This is a genomic window from Streptomyces sp. DI166, from assembly GCF_900091315.1.
GTDB lineage: Bacteria > Actinomycetota > Actinomycetes > Streptomycetales > Streptomycetaceae > Streptomyces > Streptomyces fuscus.
The window spans coordinates 40,392-55,723 of sequence record NZ_FLSP01000027.1 but is presented as its reverse complement, the minus strand read 5'-3'; the positions used below and the strand labels follow the sequence as shown (position 1 = coordinate 55,723).

Annotated in this window: 14 protein-coding genes; 6 read left to right on the top strand and 8 right to left on the bottom strand. The window is 67.7% G+C overall.

The features are described 5' to 3' along the window. Positions 1–6 precede the first annotated feature (6 nt). From GA0115233_RS15780 to GA0115233_RS15765, 4 genes are all read right to left on the bottom strand, one after another. Positions 7–858, bottom strand: coding sequence for a fumarylacetoacetate hydrolase family protein (locus tag GA0115233_RS15780; protein WP_093720884.1), 852 nt, complete (start codon positions 856–858; stop codon positions 7–9). Between the two features lie 123 nt (positions 859–981). Further along, positions 982–1,671: a YidC/Oxa1 family membrane protein insertase gene (locus GA0115233_RS15775; protein ID WP_093720849.1), complete on the bottom strand. Its 690-nt coding sequence runs from the start codon at positions 1,669–1,671 to the stop codon at positions 982–984. 87 nt (positions 1,672–1,758) lie between these two features. Beyond that, a complete protein-coding gene (locus tag GA0115233_RS15770; protein WP_093720848.1) occupies positions 1,759–2,076 on the bottom strand; it encodes a DUF6412 domain-containing protein in 318 nt (105 codons plus the stop codon). A 48-nt stretch (positions 2,077–2,124) separates the two neighbouring features. Next, complete coding sequence (locus GA0115233_RS15765; RefSeq protein ID WP_093720847.1) at positions 2,125–2,862, bottom strand: class E sortase; 738 nt, start codon at positions 2,860–2,862, stop codon at positions 2,125–2,127. Between the two features lie 198 nt (positions 2,863–3,060). Here GA0115233_RS15765 and GA0115233_RS15760 point away from each other — a divergent pair, with 198 nt between their 5' ends. Then, positions 3,061–4,536 carry a glycoside hydrolase gene (locus GA0115233_RS15760; protein WP_093720846.1) on the top strand — a complete coding sequence of 492 codons (1,476 nt, stop codon included), beginning with the start codon at positions 3,061–3,063 and terminating at the stop codon, positions 4,534–4,536. 67 nt (positions 4,537–4,603) lie between these two features. After that, entirely contained in the window at positions 4,604–5,635 is a 1,032-nt protein-coding gene (locus GA0115233_RS15755) for an SEC-C domain-containing protein (RefSeq protein WP_093720845.1), read from the top strand. 16 nt (positions 5,636–5,651) lie between these two features. On the opposite strand, the gene GA0115233_RS15750 is transcribed toward GA0115233_RS15755, so the two are convergent. Further along, positions 5,652–6,110 carry an SRPBCC family protein gene (locus GA0115233_RS15750; RefSeq protein ID WP_093720844.1) on the bottom strand — a complete coding sequence of 153 codons (459 nt, stop codon included), beginning with the start codon at positions 6,108–6,110 and terminating at the stop codon, positions 5,652–5,654. Positions 6,111–6,316: 206 nt separating this feature from the next. On the opposite strand from GA0115233_RS15750, the gene GA0115233_RS15745 reads away from it, so the two are divergent. Both GA0115233_RS15745 and GA0115233_RS15740 read left to right on the top strand, forming a co-directional pair. After that, on the top strand, positions 6,317–7,873 hold the full coding sequence (locus GA0115233_RS15745) for an ATP-binding protein (protein ID WP_093720843.1): 1,557 nt from the start codon (positions 6,317–6,319) through the stop codon (positions 7,871–7,873). A gap of 52 nt (positions 7,874–7,925) precedes the next feature. Then, positions 7,926–10,907: a Z1 domain-containing protein gene (locus tag GA0115233_RS15740; protein ID WP_093720842.1), complete on the top strand. Its 2,982-nt coding sequence runs from the start codon at positions 7,926–7,928 to the stop codon at positions 10,905–10,907. A gap of 12 nt (positions 10,908–10,919) precedes the next feature. On the opposite strand, the gene GA0115233_RS15735 is transcribed toward GA0115233_RS15740, so the two are convergent. Beyond that, positions 10,920–11,783, bottom strand: coding sequence for an NgoMIV family type II restriction endonuclease (locus GA0115233_RS15735; RefSeq protein ID WP_093720841.1), 864 nt, complete (start codon positions 11,781–11,783; stop codon positions 10,920–10,922). A gap of 222 nt (positions 11,784–12,005) precedes the next feature. On the opposite strand from GA0115233_RS15735, the gene GA0115233_RS15730 reads away from it, so the two are divergent. After that, positions 12,006–12,473 carry a very short patch repair endonuclease gene (locus tag GA0115233_RS15730; RefSeq protein ID WP_255310209.1) on the top strand — a complete coding sequence of 156 codons (468 nt, stop codon included), beginning with the start codon at positions 12,006–12,008 and terminating at the stop codon, positions 12,471–12,473. Here the strand turns inward: GA0115233_RS15730 and GA0115233_RS15725 are convergent, their stop codons facing one another. Further along, positions 12,474–13,697, bottom strand: a complete 1,224-nt coding sequence (locus GA0115233_RS15725) for a DNA cytosine methyltransferase (protein ID WP_093720839.1) — start codon at positions 13,695–13,697, stop codon at positions 12,474–12,476. 160 nt (positions 13,698–13,857) lie between these two features. Here GA0115233_RS15725 and GA0115233_RS15720 point away from each other — a divergent pair, with 160 nt between their 5' ends. Next, entirely contained in the window at positions 13,858–14,607 is a 750-nt protein-coding gene (locus GA0115233_RS15720) for an HNH endonuclease (protein ID WP_093720838.1), read from the top strand. Here GA0115233_RS15720 and GA0115233_RS15715 read toward each other — a convergent pair. Continuing rightward, positions 14,604–15,239 carry an ATP-binding protein gene (locus GA0115233_RS15715; RefSeq protein ID WP_093720837.1) on the bottom strand — a complete coding sequence of 212 codons (636 nt, stop codon included), beginning with the start codon at positions 15,237–15,239 and terminating at the stop codon, positions 14,604–14,606. The two genes, GA0115233_RS15720 and GA0115233_RS15715, sit on opposite strands and share 4 nt — an antisense overlap. Positions 15,240–15,332: the final 93 nt, after the last annotated feature.

Genomic DNA, 15,332 nt, shown 5'->3' with positions numbered 1-15,332 from the left:
GAGGGGTCAGGCGCTCTTGAGCTCCTGCCGCTGGCGGCCCAGCCCCTCGACCTCCAGCTCCACGACGTCCCCGGGCCGCAGGAACGGCTTCGGCTCGGGCTGCCCGAGGGCCACACCCGCGGGCGTGCCCGTGTTGATGACGTCACCGGGGTAGAGGGTCATGAACTGGCTGACGTAGCGCACGACTTCGCCGACCGGGAAGATCTGGTCGGCGGTCGTGCCGTTCTGCTTCAGCTCGCCGTTGACCCAGAGCCGCAGCGACAGGTTCTGCGGATCGGGCACCTCGTCGGCGGTGACCAGCCACGGACCCAGCGGGTTGAACGTCTCGCAGTTCTTCCCCTTGTCCCAGGTCCCGCCCCGCTCGATCTGGAACTCCCGCTCGGAGACGTCGTGCGCGACGGCGTACCCGGCGACATGGCCGAGCGCCGCCTCGGCGGACTCCACATAGCGGGCGGTCCGGCCGATGACGACGGCCAGCTCCACCTCCCAGTCGGTCTTGGTGGAGCCGCGCGGCACCAGCACGGTGTCGTTCGGGCCGACGACCGTGTCCGGGGCCTTGAAGAAGACGACCGGCTCGGCGGGCGGCTCGGCGCCGGTCTCGCGGGCGTGGTCGTGGTAGTTCAGCCCGATGCACACGATCTTGCCGATCCGCCCGAGCGGCGGCCCGATCCGCAGTCCGGCCGGGTCCAGCACCGGCAGCTCCCCGGCCGCGGCACGGATCCGCGCGAGCGCCTCGTCGTCGGCGAGCAGCGCGCCGTCGATGTCCGGCACGACGCCCGACAGATCCCGAAGCACGCCTTCGGCGTCGAGCAGCGCGGGCCTCTCGGCACCGGCCGTACCGACTCGCAGCAGCTTCATGGTCACCATCTCCCTCGATAGCGGGGGCGCCCGCCGACGCGTGCGGCTGCCGGAGGACTTGGCCGATCCTCCAAGGCCGAGGTCCACTCCGCAAGACCCGGTTCACGTACTGGACCGTAGGCCTCAGCTCCGGTGGAGCACCGCCCGCTCCACGGCACTCCAGGTCGAGCTGGTCACCATGTACAGCCCGGCGGCGAGCGGGACGACGGCGACGGTGATCAGCGTGAAGAAGGAGACGTACGGCATGACCGCGCTGATCGCCCCGGCGCCCGGGGTGTCCAGCGGCATGCTGTCGGCGAGCTGCGCCTTGGTGCGGCGGCAGGTGAAGAGGGCGACGACCACGACGAGCGCGAACAGCACTCCGTAGACGAACAGGGCGGTACCGCCGTCGCTCAGCGCCCCGGCGAGCCGCCCTCCGAGGGGCGCGCCGAACAGCTCGTGCTCCAGGAGCCCATTGGCCCGGCCGCCGATCTCGGAGCTGGAGAAGAGGTGGTAGAGCAGGAAGAACGCGGGCAGCTGGAGCATGCTCGGCAGGCATCCCGCCAGCGGCGACACCTTGTGCTCGGCGTGCAGTTCCAGCACGGCCCGCTGGAGCTTCTCGGGGTTGCGCCCGTGCCTGCGGCGCAGCTCGGCGATCCGCGGCTGGAGCTCGGCGCGGGCCTTCTGGCCGCGGGCGGCGGCGCGGGAGAGCGGGTGCACCAGCAACCGTACGAGCAGGGTGAACAGGACGATCGCGGCGGCGGCCGCGGAACCGTGGAAGAGGGGCTGGAGCAGCTCGGCGAGCTGCTCGACAAGGCGGGCGAAAGCTGACATGGGTGAGCCCTCCGGGGGTCTCGTCGTGCCGGGATGAGGACATGGCGGCATGACGACCCGCGCGGGGTCACAGCTGAGGGTGCGCCCCTACGCGGCGGTCGCCGGGAGGGCGAGTCCGGGGGCCCGTGGCCGGGTGCGGCCCCTGGCGTCGGGGTCGCGCTGCGGCAGGAAGGCGGTACGCCGGTCCCGGTCGCGGATGGCCGTACGGACCCGGGTGGGCGGTACGGCGGGGGCGCAGCGCGCGGCGATGACCGAGCAGACGAGGAGCGCGGCACCGGCGGCGGCCGTCGCGGCGAGGGCGACGGTGGCGAAGAGGCTGCCCGAGTCCAGGAGCAGGACGTCGAGGAGGAGGACGAGAAGGACGAGGGCGGTGCGGCGCGCGGTGCGCCCGGCCAGCGTGGCCATCGCAATCCCCCCTCCTGGCCGAACAGTTGCTCTGCCCTTTGTTATACCTCAGCGCGGTCGCACGGCCCGCAACGTCCCCCACACCACCAGGCGGTACCGGGAGGTGTACTCGGGCGTGCAGGTGGTGAGGGTGAGGTAGTACCCGGGCTCGCGGTACCCACGTCCGGGGTGGACGAGACTGCGGGGCACGGCCTCGATGACACCGGTGTCGTGCGCGGAGGTCTGCGCGAGGGTCCGGTCGACGGCGTACGTGTACACCGCGCTCTCCGTCTCCACCAGGATCTCGTCCCCGGCCCTGAGCCGGTCGAGCCGCCGGAAGGGCTCGCCGTGGGTGTTGCGGTGCCCGGCGAGGGCGAAGTTGCCGGGGCGGCCGGGCTGTTGGGTGTGGGGATAGTGGCCGGCGTAGCCCTTGTCGAGTACGCCGGCCTTGTCGACGCCTTCGGCGACGGGGACGCGGAGGTGGAGGGCGGGGATGGAGAGGATGGCGTAGGCGGGGGCTCGGCGGGGCTGTTTCGGTGGGGAACGGGTGGGCTTCGGGGATTCCTGGGGTTCCCGGGGTGTTTGGGCTGGGGTCTCCGGACGGCGCTCCCACTCCCGCTCAAGGGCCGCGACCCCCCTCCGCGCCTCCGCCTTGGCCTCCCGGTCGGTCCACCAGAGCTGGTGGACGACGAGGAGGAGCAGGACGAGGCCGACGGTGACGAGGAGTTCACCGCCGGTCCACAGGGCACGCCGGAGCAGGGCGCGTCGGCGCCGCGTGCCGTGCCGCTCGACGCGGGGTCCGCGCATGTCGTACGCCTCCTTGGCCGCGGGCCCGCACGATAGGCGCGGCGGCCTGAAGTCACCAGGTTTTCGGGCCCGTTCGATGCTTCGTACAGCGGTTTGAGAAAGGGGTGTCACAACCCTCGACAAGCCCTGCGGGGCACCCCGATGCTTCCTCATGGCATGTACGGGACAGTCGAAGCGGCGAGGGCGGGGACAGGCATCATGATCCGACGCAGAACTCTGCTGGGAGCAACGGCCGGAGCGGTCCTCGGCGGCGGCGTCCTGGCCACGGGCACCGCGCACGCGGACGCGACGATCGCCGTCAACCCGGGCACCACCTACGGCACTTGGGAAGGCTGGGGCACATCGCTGGCCTGGTGGGGCAATGTCTTCGGTACCCGGGACGACTTCGCCGACCTGTTCTTCACCACCAGGTCGGTCACGTACAACGGCACGCCACTGCCCGGCCTGGGCCTGAACATCGCCCGCTACAACCTGGGCGCGTGCGGCTGGAACAGCGTCAACGGCGAGCGGATGGTGGCATCGCCGAACATCCCCGCGTTCAAGCAGATCGAGGGCTACTGGCAGGACTGGAACAACGAGGACCCCACGTCCTCGGCCTGGAACTGGACGGCGGACGCGACACAGCGCGCGATGCTGACGAAGGCGGTGCAGCGGGGCGCGGTCACCGAACTCTTCGCCAACTCCCCGATGTGGTGGATGTGTTACAACCACAACCCGTCCGGCGCCGCGGACGGCGGCAACAACCTCCAGAGCTGGAACTACCGCCAGCACGCCTCCCACCTGGCCGCGGTCGCCCTGCGCGCCCGTACCGACTGGGGCGTGAACTTCGCGACGGTGGACCCCTTCAACGAACCTGCGTCGACGTGGTGGACGGCGACCGGCACACAGGAGGGCTGCCACCTGGACCCGGCGGTACAGGCGGCCGTACTCCCGTACCTGCGCAGCGAGTTGGACAAACGTGGCCTGAACGCCGTACGTATCTCCGCCTCGGACGAGACGAACTACGACACGGCGCGCAGCACATGGGCGAGTTTCGGCGCGTCGACCAGGGCACTGGTGTCCCAGGTGAACGTGCACGGCTACCAGGGCACGGGCGGCCGACGGGACCTCCTCCACACGGACGTGGTGACCACGGCGGGCAAGAGACTGTGGAACTCCGAGACGGGCGACAGCGACGGCAGCGGCCTGAGCATGGCCCGCAACCTCTGCTACGACTTCCGCTGGCTGCACCCGACGGCCTGGTGCTACTGGCAGGTGATGGACCCGTCGACGGGCTGGGCGATGATCGCGTACGACGCGAACACGCTCCAGCCGACGACGGTACAGCCGAAGTACTACGTGATGGCCCAGTTCAGCCGCCACATCCGCCCGGGGATGACAATCCTGGACACGGGCGTGAGCTACGCGGCGGCGGCGTACGACGCGGGTGCGCGCCGCCTCGTGCTCGTAGCCGTGAACACCTCGTCCTCCCCCCAGACCCTGACCTTCGACCTCTCCCGCTTCACGACGGTGACGGGCGGATCGGGTGGGGTGGTCCCGCGCTGGAACACGGTGACGGGCGGCGGCGACATGTACCGGGCCTACACGGACACCCGGTTGAGCGGAAAAACGGTGAGCGTGCCGTTCGCGGCGGGCGCGGTGCAGACACTGCACGTGGACGGGGTGACGATCTGATCTCCTGCGGGCGGCCTGGCCTGCGCATACCTCACGCTCGCCGGGCCCCCGCAGTACGGTGTCCCTCATGCGCCCCGACACGCCTGCCGAGAACGTCGACCACACCGCCGAAGCGGCACGCCTGGAGCGGACCGCCGGCCTGTATCCCGAGGACGCCGAGGCCCTGCTCCTCCAGGCGGCGGCCCACCTGGAACTCGCCGGCGACCGCCCCGCCGCGAGCACGCTCTACGACCGCCTGCTGTCCTCCGTCTCCTCCCTGGACAACCCGCACCTGGTACGCGCCCTGAAGGCGTCGAACCTGTGGGAGTACGGCCACGAGGCGGAGGCCCGCGCGATCATCGACGGAGTCCGGGCGGCGGCCCCCCGGGACCCGGCGCCCTGGGTGATCGTGGCGGAGGCCCTGGAGTCCCACGACGAGCTGGAGACGGCGCACGAGACGTTCACGCAGGGGGTACGGCTGCTGCTGACCGACGTACCGGAACCGCCGTACGCGACCCACCCCCTCCTCTACGGCCGCCACCGGGTGCGCCGCATGCTGGGCGCGCCGCACGACGACTGGGACACCCTGGCGGACACGGTGCACCTCTCCCAGGCGCCCCCGTCCTCGCACGTCTCCCTGGACGAACTCCACGACCCGAAGCGCGTGTGGTCCCTGGGCTCGAACAACCCGGCGGAACTGGAGGCGGAGATCAGCCGCCTGCGCGCGGAACTGGGCGCGTACCGGGAGGCCCTGTCCCGCCCGTTCCCGGTGGCGGTCCTGCACTGGCCGGAGGCGGAACTGACCGAACTCCTGGAGGCGTACCCGTCCCTGTCGGCGGAGTACCCCTCCCACGAGGCACACCTGGCGACCATAGAGTCCTCCCTCCGCGAACTGGCCGCCTCCGGCACCCCGAACCTGGGCATCGTGACCGGCACGGTCCCCTCCTACGAGGCCTTCGCGGCGTCGGAGGCCGCGTCCCCCGGCGAGGTGTCCCTCCTCCCCCAGTACGCGACGACGCTGGCGGCGAGGGGCCGAGCGGTGCAGTGGCCGCCGCAGCGGGGGTCGGCGTGCTGGTGCGGCTCGGGCGGGACGTACGGGGACTGCCACGGGTCGGAGTAGCAGGGGCTACGGGAAGTCACCTTCCCTCGGCGGCAGCGGCCACGTCCTCCAGATCCTTGGCGATGGCCTTCCTGACCGCGCCCGCCCCCAGCCGCCCCATCACCTTGGCCAGGAACCCCGCGGCCCCGCCCGTAGGAGTCCCCGAGAAGGTCATGCGGACGGTAGTCGTGATCGGCCCGTCCGCACGCAGGACCCACTCGGAGACGTAGTGAGTCCCGTGCGACTCGGCCTCCACGACATACCGCTCGGGCGCCTCGCACTCGGTCACCCACATCTCCTCGGTGGCGTCCTTCCCGAACATCCGCCGAGTCTCCCGCCACCGGCTCCCCACCCCGAACTGTTCCCCGGCCAACACCTCGACCTTCGACACCCCACTCAGCGTCCGCTCCATCCCCCGCAGATCGGTCACGACCTCCCACACAACGCCCTGAGCTGCGGCGATACGACGCTCTGCGGTGACGGAATTGGTGGTCATGGGTCCATGTAAGCAGCAGGACAGGGTGGCCGCTCGCTGACGCTGCGGTACACCCGATCAGAGCTGGTAAATAAGGGAATAATCAACCCACTTCACAATCCGCGCTCCCGTATGTCCAACCTTTGCAGTACGGTCACATTCACCCGTTTGACCTGATGGGCTGCCACTGCGCGTTGGCACCCTGAGCTGTGCATTTGAGGAATGTGATGCCCTACCAGCCCGGCTCCGTCTGGCAGTACGACGTACCCACGACCGGAAGCACGCATCTTCCACCAGACGCCGGCTACGGAAGGGCCCTGACCAACCAGGGCTACGGGTTCGAGGTCGCCGTCGCCGACTTGATCGACAACTCCATCGACGCGGGCGCCGACAAGATCGTTGTGCACTTCCTGCGGGATTCGGAGCGGATCCTCACGCTCCTGATCATCGACAACGGCCGGGGCATGGACGATGCCGGCCTTGATGCGGCGATGACCGTGGGACGGCGCCGGGAGTACGACGACAGTGCCCTTGGCATGTACGGCACCGGCCTCAAAGCAGCGTCGCTCTCGCACGCCTCTTCCCTCACTGTCGTCAGCCGCACCAAGCGCAGCCGTGCCGCGGGCCGCCGCCTGACGGCGGAGGGCATCGCGGACGGTTTCCGCTGTGACACGGTCGACGCGCGCTACGCCCAGGACCTCGTCGACCGGTACGACGGAGTCATCGAGTGGCAGGGCACGATCGTCCGGTGGGACGGCGTACGCGCCTTCGAGACGGTCACCCGGGGCCAGAGCGATCACTACCTGTCCAAGGCGATCTCCCGCCTGGAGACCCACCTGGGCCTCTACCTGCACCGTTTCCTCCAGCAGGGACTGAAGCTGGACATCGCCGTGTGGGACATAAGCAGTGGCGGCGAGGGCGGCATCGGCGAGGAGGTAGACCACATCGCTGTGGAAGCCCTGGACCCCTTCGGATACAAGGTCCCCGGCAAGAAGGGGTATCCGAAAGTCTTCACGGCGCCGGTCGAGGGGCTTGGCGAGATGCGGCTCACGGCCCACATCTGGCCCGCCAAGTCCAAGCAGGCCGGCTTCCGTCAGATCGGTTCCCTGGCGGACCGGCAGGGCTTCTACTTCTACCGTCATAACCGCCTGGTCCAGGCGGGAGGCTGGAACGGTCTGCGTAACCCCGAGGGACACCTGGTCCTGGCCCGGGTGGCGGTGGACCTCCCGGCTCAGGAGAACAGTGTGCTGAGCCTCGACGTCAAGAAGGAGAACGTCACCGTCACGCCGGCCTTCACGCTGGGCGTCGAGAAGGCGGTCGACGCGGACGGGCACACCTTCCACCAGTACCTGTCTGACGCGGAGAACGCGTACCGGGACGGCTCCAAGCGCACGGAAATCGTCCGCAAGGCGGTCACCCCGCCTGGCAAGGGCCTGGACCCCAAGGTCAAGAGGGTCATCAAGGAAGAGCTGCCCGAGAAGCCCGGCGAGGAGCCGATCTCCTTCAGCTGGGGCTCGCTTCCCCGCGACCGGTTCTTCGAGCTGGACCGGGAGAACAACAGCGTCGTACTGAACAAGGAGTTCCGGGAGGACTTCAACGACGGCAGGCGCGGTGGAGCCAACGACGCGCCCGTCACCAAGACGCTGCTCTACCTGCTCCTTGAGGACTGCTTCGGCCTAGGGCGCTGGGAACGCAGCCGACAGGACCGCGTCGACTACTGGAACACCATCCTTCTCGCCTCCGCCGAGGCACACCGCGCACGTCGCGCCCAGGCAGGGTCCTGACCAAGTCGGGGCAACAGGAACTGGCTTCACGATCCGTGATTGAGGATTTCGCATGAGCTACACCCCGGCCAATGTGCTCCTGGACATCCACACGTCCGCACTGGCTGGCATGGGCAGTGTTCCCAAGCACTTCGCGCGCTGGGCTGCCCTGGCCGCGGACGAGGACTACCCAGACGCCGACCTCAGCGAGGAGCACTTCCGGGCGGCCCTCATCAGCGGGGACCCGGCTCTGATCACCTTGTGGAGCCGACATCTGACTGCCTGGGATTTCGCGGAGGGCCCGAAGTGGGCGCAGGACAGTCCTGCGCGCACTGACGAACGCCGCCTCGCGATCTATGAGCGGCTCCGGTTCGGCAGCGATCTGCGCAAGGCGCTCGACAACGCCGTACCCGTCGCGAAGCTGCCCGGCCCCACGGTCATCACCAAGGAGTTCACCCCGTGGTACACGCCTGAGCGCGCGGCGGCCCGGTCCTTCTACTGGACCGCCTACGAGCGCAAGCTCCGCGCGAAGGGCTGGTCGGATTCCGCGGTCGCGAGCCTGGATGAGGCCAGCCGGGCGGTCGTCGAGCGGCTCGCCGATCCGGAGCAGGCCGAGGCCCGGCAGGCGAAGGGCCTGGTCGTCGGTTACGTACAGTCCGGCAAGACGGCCAACTTCACTGGTGTCACCGCCAAGGCGATCGACGCCGGCTACCGCCTCGTCATCGTCCTCGGCGGAACGCTCAATCTTCTGCGCGCCCAGACACAGCGCCGCATCGACATGGAGCTGATCGGCCAGGAGAACATCCTGCGCGGCGCGGACCCCGACGACCTCGACTCCCTGGTGGGTGTCGACTACGTCGGCGACGGAGACGAGGACTGGCCCGATTTCGTGCGGCACGGAGGCCGGCCGTCTGTGCTGGGCGCCTTCGACATTGAGCGTCTGACCACCCGCGACAAGGACTACAAGAGCCTGGCTCAGGGCATCCGGGCCCTGGAGTTCGAGAAGCGTGAGCCGACGCTCCCGCTCTGCGACCCGGCGAACCTTCATCACGCAGCCGCCCGGGTCCTGGTGGTGAAGAAGAACAAGTCGGTACTTCAGAAGCTGGTGAAGGACCTCAAGCAGATTCATGGGCTGCTCGGGGAACTCCCGGCCCTGATCATTGACGACGAGTCCGACCAGGCATCCATCAACACCTCGGACCCGAAGAAGTGGGAGCGCGGCAGCACTGACCGCACCGCGATCAACAAGCTGATATCCGACCTCCTGGGCCTGCTGCCACGCGCCCAGTACGTCGGGTACACGGCGACGCCGTTCGCCAACGTCTTCGTCGACCCCGGAGACGACCAGGACATCTTCCCGAGCGACTTCCTCATCTCCCTGCCCCGTCCCTCCGGATACATGGGCGCCCAGGACTTCCACGACCTGGACTCCGCGATCCCGCTCAACGAACGGACTTACGCCAACTCGCAGGAGAAGGCCCATGTCCGGGGTATCTACGAGTCCACGGGTGACCGCCTGCAAGAAGCCATGGACTCTTTCGTCCTCTCCGGCGCCCTGAAGCTCTACCGCGCTGATCACGGAGTACCCGACGGCCCCTTCCGTCACCACACGATGCTGGTGCATCAGTCCGTGCGGAAGGACGATCACGCCGAACTGGCGCTGCGTATCAACTCCATGTGGCACCAGGCCGGTTACAGCTCCACGGCGGGCCACGCCCGTCTCGCTGACCTGTGGGAATCGGACTTCGCCCCGGTGAGCGAGGCTCGCGCCTCCGACCTGCCGACGCCGTCCTCGTACGAGGAACTGCGTCCGTATGTGAACGCCTCGCGGCAGCGCATCGGTTCGGGCGGCCAGCCGGTAGTCGTCGTGAACGGGGACACCGACCTCTACTTCGACCAGCTCGACCTCGACTTCGACCGGACCCCGCACGTCTGGAAGATCCTCGTGGGCGGCACGAAGCTCTCCCGGGGCTTCACTGTGGAGGGCCTCACCGTCACCTACTACCGGCGGACCACGCAGCAGGCGGACACGCTCATGCAGATGGGGCGCTGGTTCGGGTTCCGGCCCGGCTACCGGGACCTCGTGCGGCTCTACATCGGCCGCGAGGAGCAGTTCGGCCGGGACAAGTCGGTGGACCTCTACGAAGCGTACGAAGGTATCTGCCGGGACGAGGAGACCTTCCGGGACCAGCTCGCCCGGTATGCCGAGATGGTGGACGGCGTACCGCAGATCACACCCCGGGACGTGCCTCCTCTGGTGGCACAGCACCTTCCGTGGATCAAGCCCTCAGCTCGCAACAAGATGTTCAACGCCGAGCTCGTGGAGATCCGTTCGCCGGGCCGTCCCATCGAGCCTGCCTCATACCCGCTGGACCGCGCCGCACTGAAGCGGAACACCGAGCGTTGGCGCCCCCTGCTGGACGTCCTCGACGCGACGCCGAGGCTGTTCACCAACCCCCCGGACGCCTCCAGCGCCCTTGACCGCAAGTTCGAGGCCCTGACCGGCACCGTCAGCCACACTGATCTCGTCAAGGTGCTGTCCCAGCTTGAGTGGGAGCGGCCACAGTACTTCGACCCACACCTCACGTATCTGCGCCAGCTCGACGGAACGCTGGCAAAGGTCGACAACTGGCTGCTCATCTCTCCACGCCTCACCTCCGGTGCTCGCGTAGAGGCAGGCATCCTCGGCTCGGTCCCGCTGTCTCTGGTCCGACGGCGCTTGCAGGCCGGCAAGACGGTCTTCGGCCGCATTGCCGGCGTCGAGCACCGGCTGGCGGCCCAGCGACTCATCGACGAAGCCGCCTCCGCCCCCGGAAAGTCCGCCTTGGGCCCCACGACGGGAGTCGTCCTGCTCTATCCGGTGGTCGAGGGCAAGGCGCACGATGACGTGACCGCAGTCGTCCGCAACGGGGCGGCTGACCCGTCCAGGATCGTGATGGCCTTCACCCTCATTCCCCCAGCATCCGCGGCGAGCACGGACCGAAGGCTCGTCCGGTTCCGGGCCAAGGACTCGCGGCACCGCGACGACGCTACGATCCCGGTCGATCCGGCCTGAGCGGCTCATGCGCTAGATAGCCAGGTCAAGCGGCAAATCGCTGATGTCTCGCAGGCGCTTGCCATCGATAAGCGTGCTGAGCATGCTCACAGCCTCGTCGTTATCGGTGGCATTAACGGCGTCAATCAGTTCGGGCAGCGCAAAGTGATACACGGTATCGATGTCACCAGTCCCAAGGGCCAAAGACGCCAGCCGCGACGGGGAGGGCTCACCGGTGACCACCGCGATATGCGGAGTCCGGCCCTTCCTGTTCCGGATCACATTCAGTGCCTCGGAGCGCGCATTCTGGGCTCGGTCGCTGCGAAGAGTCCATTTGCACGAGACTATGGCATGCACGATGGAGCGCTCTTGGTTCGATTTCCGGATGATGGCACGCTGACCGGAGTCTTCATCAACCAGTTCCTGGTCGCGGTTAATGACCTCGTCTGGCTCCGGGTTCCTGAGGACCAGCACATCAGGGCTAATCTCATATGAGTTGCCCAGGACCGAGGCCAGGTTGCGGTCACCTTCAATCGCGCGGGCCAGCTCAGCCAGGTGACTGTACGGCTCGTACCGCGCGATCTGGTATTCCGCCCGCGATCCGCCCACGTTTTCAATGGACCATTGTCCAGGCCGCAGGGACTGGAGAAGCGGAAAGGTGTCCTTCAGGAACTGTTCTACTGCCTCTTCGAACTGCTTGCCAGCACGCTGCCCGTCGAGCTTCTTCGGGATGCACTCAGCGGACAGGGCACGCGCGATGCTCAGTGCGATACTGACGCTCGTCCTCTGGCTCTTGTCAGCATTCGAAGCCACATCGTCGGGCGACAGGGAAAGCGTCTTCCTGTCGACAAGGCCCTGATGGAAATTACTCCTGGCCTCAGTAAGCACCGCAGCCATACAGAACTGCTTCCCTTCTCGTCCCGAAACGAGACCGGTAATAAGGTTGGGCACGGGAACGAGTTCCTGCACTTCAAGTCCAACCCGGCCTCGGCATCTCCCCTGCGCTGGATGTCAGCCAGCGGCCCGCACCGCACACCCGTGTTGGCTAAACTCCGGGCCATCCATGGAACATCCGCAGCGCAGATCAGAGCTTACTGATCTCTCCCAAGGAGAGTGGGCGTGTCTGACAACTGGACCCCGCCTGAGGGTTCGTGGGCCTCGTCGGCCGCTCGCCGCCGGAACATGCAGGCCATCCGAAGTCGTGACACGACCCCCGAGCGGATGATCCGCAGGCTCGTCCACGCTCAGGGACTGCGCTACCGAGTGGCCGCTCGCCCGCTGCCTGATCTTCGCCGGACCGCTGACATGGTCTTCGGCCCGGCGAAGGTGGCCGTCTTCATCGACGGCTGCTACTGGCATGGCTGCCCGGATCACTATGTGCCCCCGAAGACCAACCCCGGCTATTGGTCCGACAAGGTCGCCCGGAACATAGCCCGCGACCGGGACACGGATCAGCGCCTGGAAGCGGCGGGCTGGACGGTACTTCGGTTCTGGGAGCACGAACCGTCGGGGGTCTGTGCCGAGCGGATCGCCGCCGAGGTGAAGCTGCGGCGATCCATGACTGGCAAAGGCAAGCCAGAGAGCTGATCAAGCTGCCTTCTTCTTGTCGCGCTCCCTCGCCGCCTTCAGGACCTCGATGATCGACTTTCCGACCGCACAGGCGACTGGCGGCGGGAAGGCGTTACCCACCTGCCGGTACTGCGCGGTCTTCCCCCCGGAGAAGTCCCAGTTTGTCGGGAACCCCTGGATGATGGCGGCCTGCTTCACGGTGAGCATGGGGCCGTCGTCGCCGAGGAGGTCTCGCCCCTGGGTGCCCTTTGCCTTGCAGGTGTCGATGTCGTTGGCAACGCCCATCCCAGAGATGCCCAGCAGCTTCCAAGCGGCCTTGGCTCGGCTGGGTCCGAGGTCCGCGCCGCCGTGCTTCTTTGACCCGCCGACGAGCGTCGGGGCGATGCCGCCGCCCTTGCCTTTGAGTTCAGCGTCGCGGAGGCGAGCCTGCTCAAACCAGCGGTCGAACTTCTCTTGGCCCAGCCCCGCCAGAGCCCCCTGGCAGCACTCCCGGAAGCGCTCGCGCATGGACTCCTCAAGGCTTTCGGCCACACTGACCGGCTCCTCATGCGTGGCCGAGGGCCACTCGTGCTTGAGATCCTTGATCACGTCGTTGCGGAACGCCACGAGAATGGCGCGTGGACGGAGCTGCGGTACCCCGAAGTCGCTGGCCTCCAGGACATCCCACCTGGTCACGGTGTAGCCGAGGCCCTCGTCGTAGGCCAGCTGACCGTCGTCCCCGCGATAGGAACCGCCCTCAAGCCGCGCCTTGATCCAGTCACGGTAATCGGAGAACTTGGGGTCCATGATCCCGCGCACGTTCTCGATCATGACCGCACATGGCTCCAGGGCCTCGACCAGCTCCAGCATGCGCGGGAACAGGTCTCGCTCGTCATCCTTGCCCAGTTGCTTGCCCGCGTGTGAGAACGGGGGGCATGGCACGCCACCGGCCAAGAGATCCAGCGAGCGAGGCGTCAGCAGCTGACCGCTCTTGGTGACGTCACGGTATGGGTCGAACTCCTTGACGTCAGCCGCAAGGATGTCGCAGTTGTCCCTCTCCCAAGCCCACAGCTCATGATCCTCAATGTTGAGCTTCAGTGTTTTCACCGCGTGCTCATCGATCTCTACGAGCGCCAGATGACGGAAGCCCGCCTGGTGCAGGCCGATGGCCTGTCCGCCGGCCCCCGCGCAGATCTCGATCGAGGTGAACTCGGATCCCGCCGACCCCGTACTGGCGTCGCCGACTTCCTTCGTCCGGGTCATGCCCCCTCCTTACAGCCGTACAGCGGCAGACACATCTTGCAATCCACCATCACTGAGGGTGACAGACCCCACTGACAACGAGACCAACCAAGTGTGCAGCACACCCCGGGGTTCACTGAACGCCCCTTCCGGCACGCCGAACACTCATACGATATGGCCCATGCGGATACCTGCCTGGACCGAGGATGAACTTGTGCTCGCAGGGGCGCTCGTGGTGAAGAACGGGTGGCGCGAGCTGCGGACAGGAGACCCGGAGGTCCAGGAGCTCTCGGAGCTGCTTCGGTCGCTGCCGATTCACAGCCCGGAAGCGTTGGCCCTGCCCAGTTTCCGCTCGCCGGACAGCGTGAGCCGCAAGACCACCGACTTCATGACGAATCATCCGCGGTATGAGGGCAAGGCCACCCGGTGCGGCAAGCCCACGCTGCTCATGATCGAGGCGTTCACCCAGCGTGAGGCTGAGATGCTCCAGGCCGCTGCGGCCATCGAGGAAGGCATCGCCTCTGGGGAACTGCACCTCCTCCCCCGACAGCCTGACGAAGTGGACGAAACGGGAGCCACGGCCATCGAAGGCCGCCTCCTGGTCCGCCGCGCCCTGGCCCGGGAGCGCGACCCCAAATTGCGCTCGCTGAAGATCAAGCAGGTTCGCAGCCGTGGGCGAAAGCTGCAGTGTGAGGTCTGCGCCTTCGATTTCTCCCATACCTACGGAGACCTCGGAGACGGCTACATCGAAGTGCACCACGTCACCCCTCTCCACGTCTCCGGCACTCGCGAGACCAAGCTCGACGACCTTGCCTGCCTGTGTGCCAACTGCCACCGCATGTGCCACAGGAGTCGTCCCGGAGAATCCTGGCGCACGCCGGCGGATCTGAGGGAGTGGATGCGCAAGTCCCGTGAAGCGACTGCCCACTAGGCAGCCTCAGCTTCGGCCTCAAAGCGGGTCTGCGCACGGTCCAAAGCATCGTCCACGTCACAGCCGTGGGCCCGAAGCCAGTGGAGGAAGTCCGTGATCGCCGCAGTAGCGACTTCCTCCGCCACCGCAGCGGCAAGGCGGCCCGAGTCCTCTGCGCAGCGAGGCCGCATGCCCGCGGCATAGAGGCTGAGCAGGGCCTCGGCCCGCAGCACGCCGGGGTCCTCCACATGCCCGTCCGGCGCGGTGAGCCCCGTACTCAGCTCGCACCACGTGATCTTTTGATCAGGCCGGAGCAGGACACCCCACCGGTCGGCGACGGCGTCCACGAGGGCCATGCCCCTGCCGCCCTCCGACTCGGCGTTGACATCGAGAAGAGTGGGCAGCGCACGGGTGTCGGGATCATGCACCTCGATACGCAGGTCGGTGCCGCTCATCGAGACGGCCAGTCTGGCCGGCGTCCCGGCGCCCGCGTGACGGATGACGTTGGTCACTAACTCACTCACGCACAGCTGCGCCTGGTCGGAAATGCCGTGCAGTCCCCACATCCCCAACTGCAGCCGCATCGCGCAGCGCAGGGCTGCCACCTCCGCAGGCTCGGCCAGGAATGCCAGATCCCACGGCTTTCGCGACATGCATGCTCCGTGGCTCACAGAGGCCCCTCTCGTTGCAGTCGGCTCCGGATGGTCGCGGAGTGTTATGGACACTCACGCTGAGTCGTATTGCAC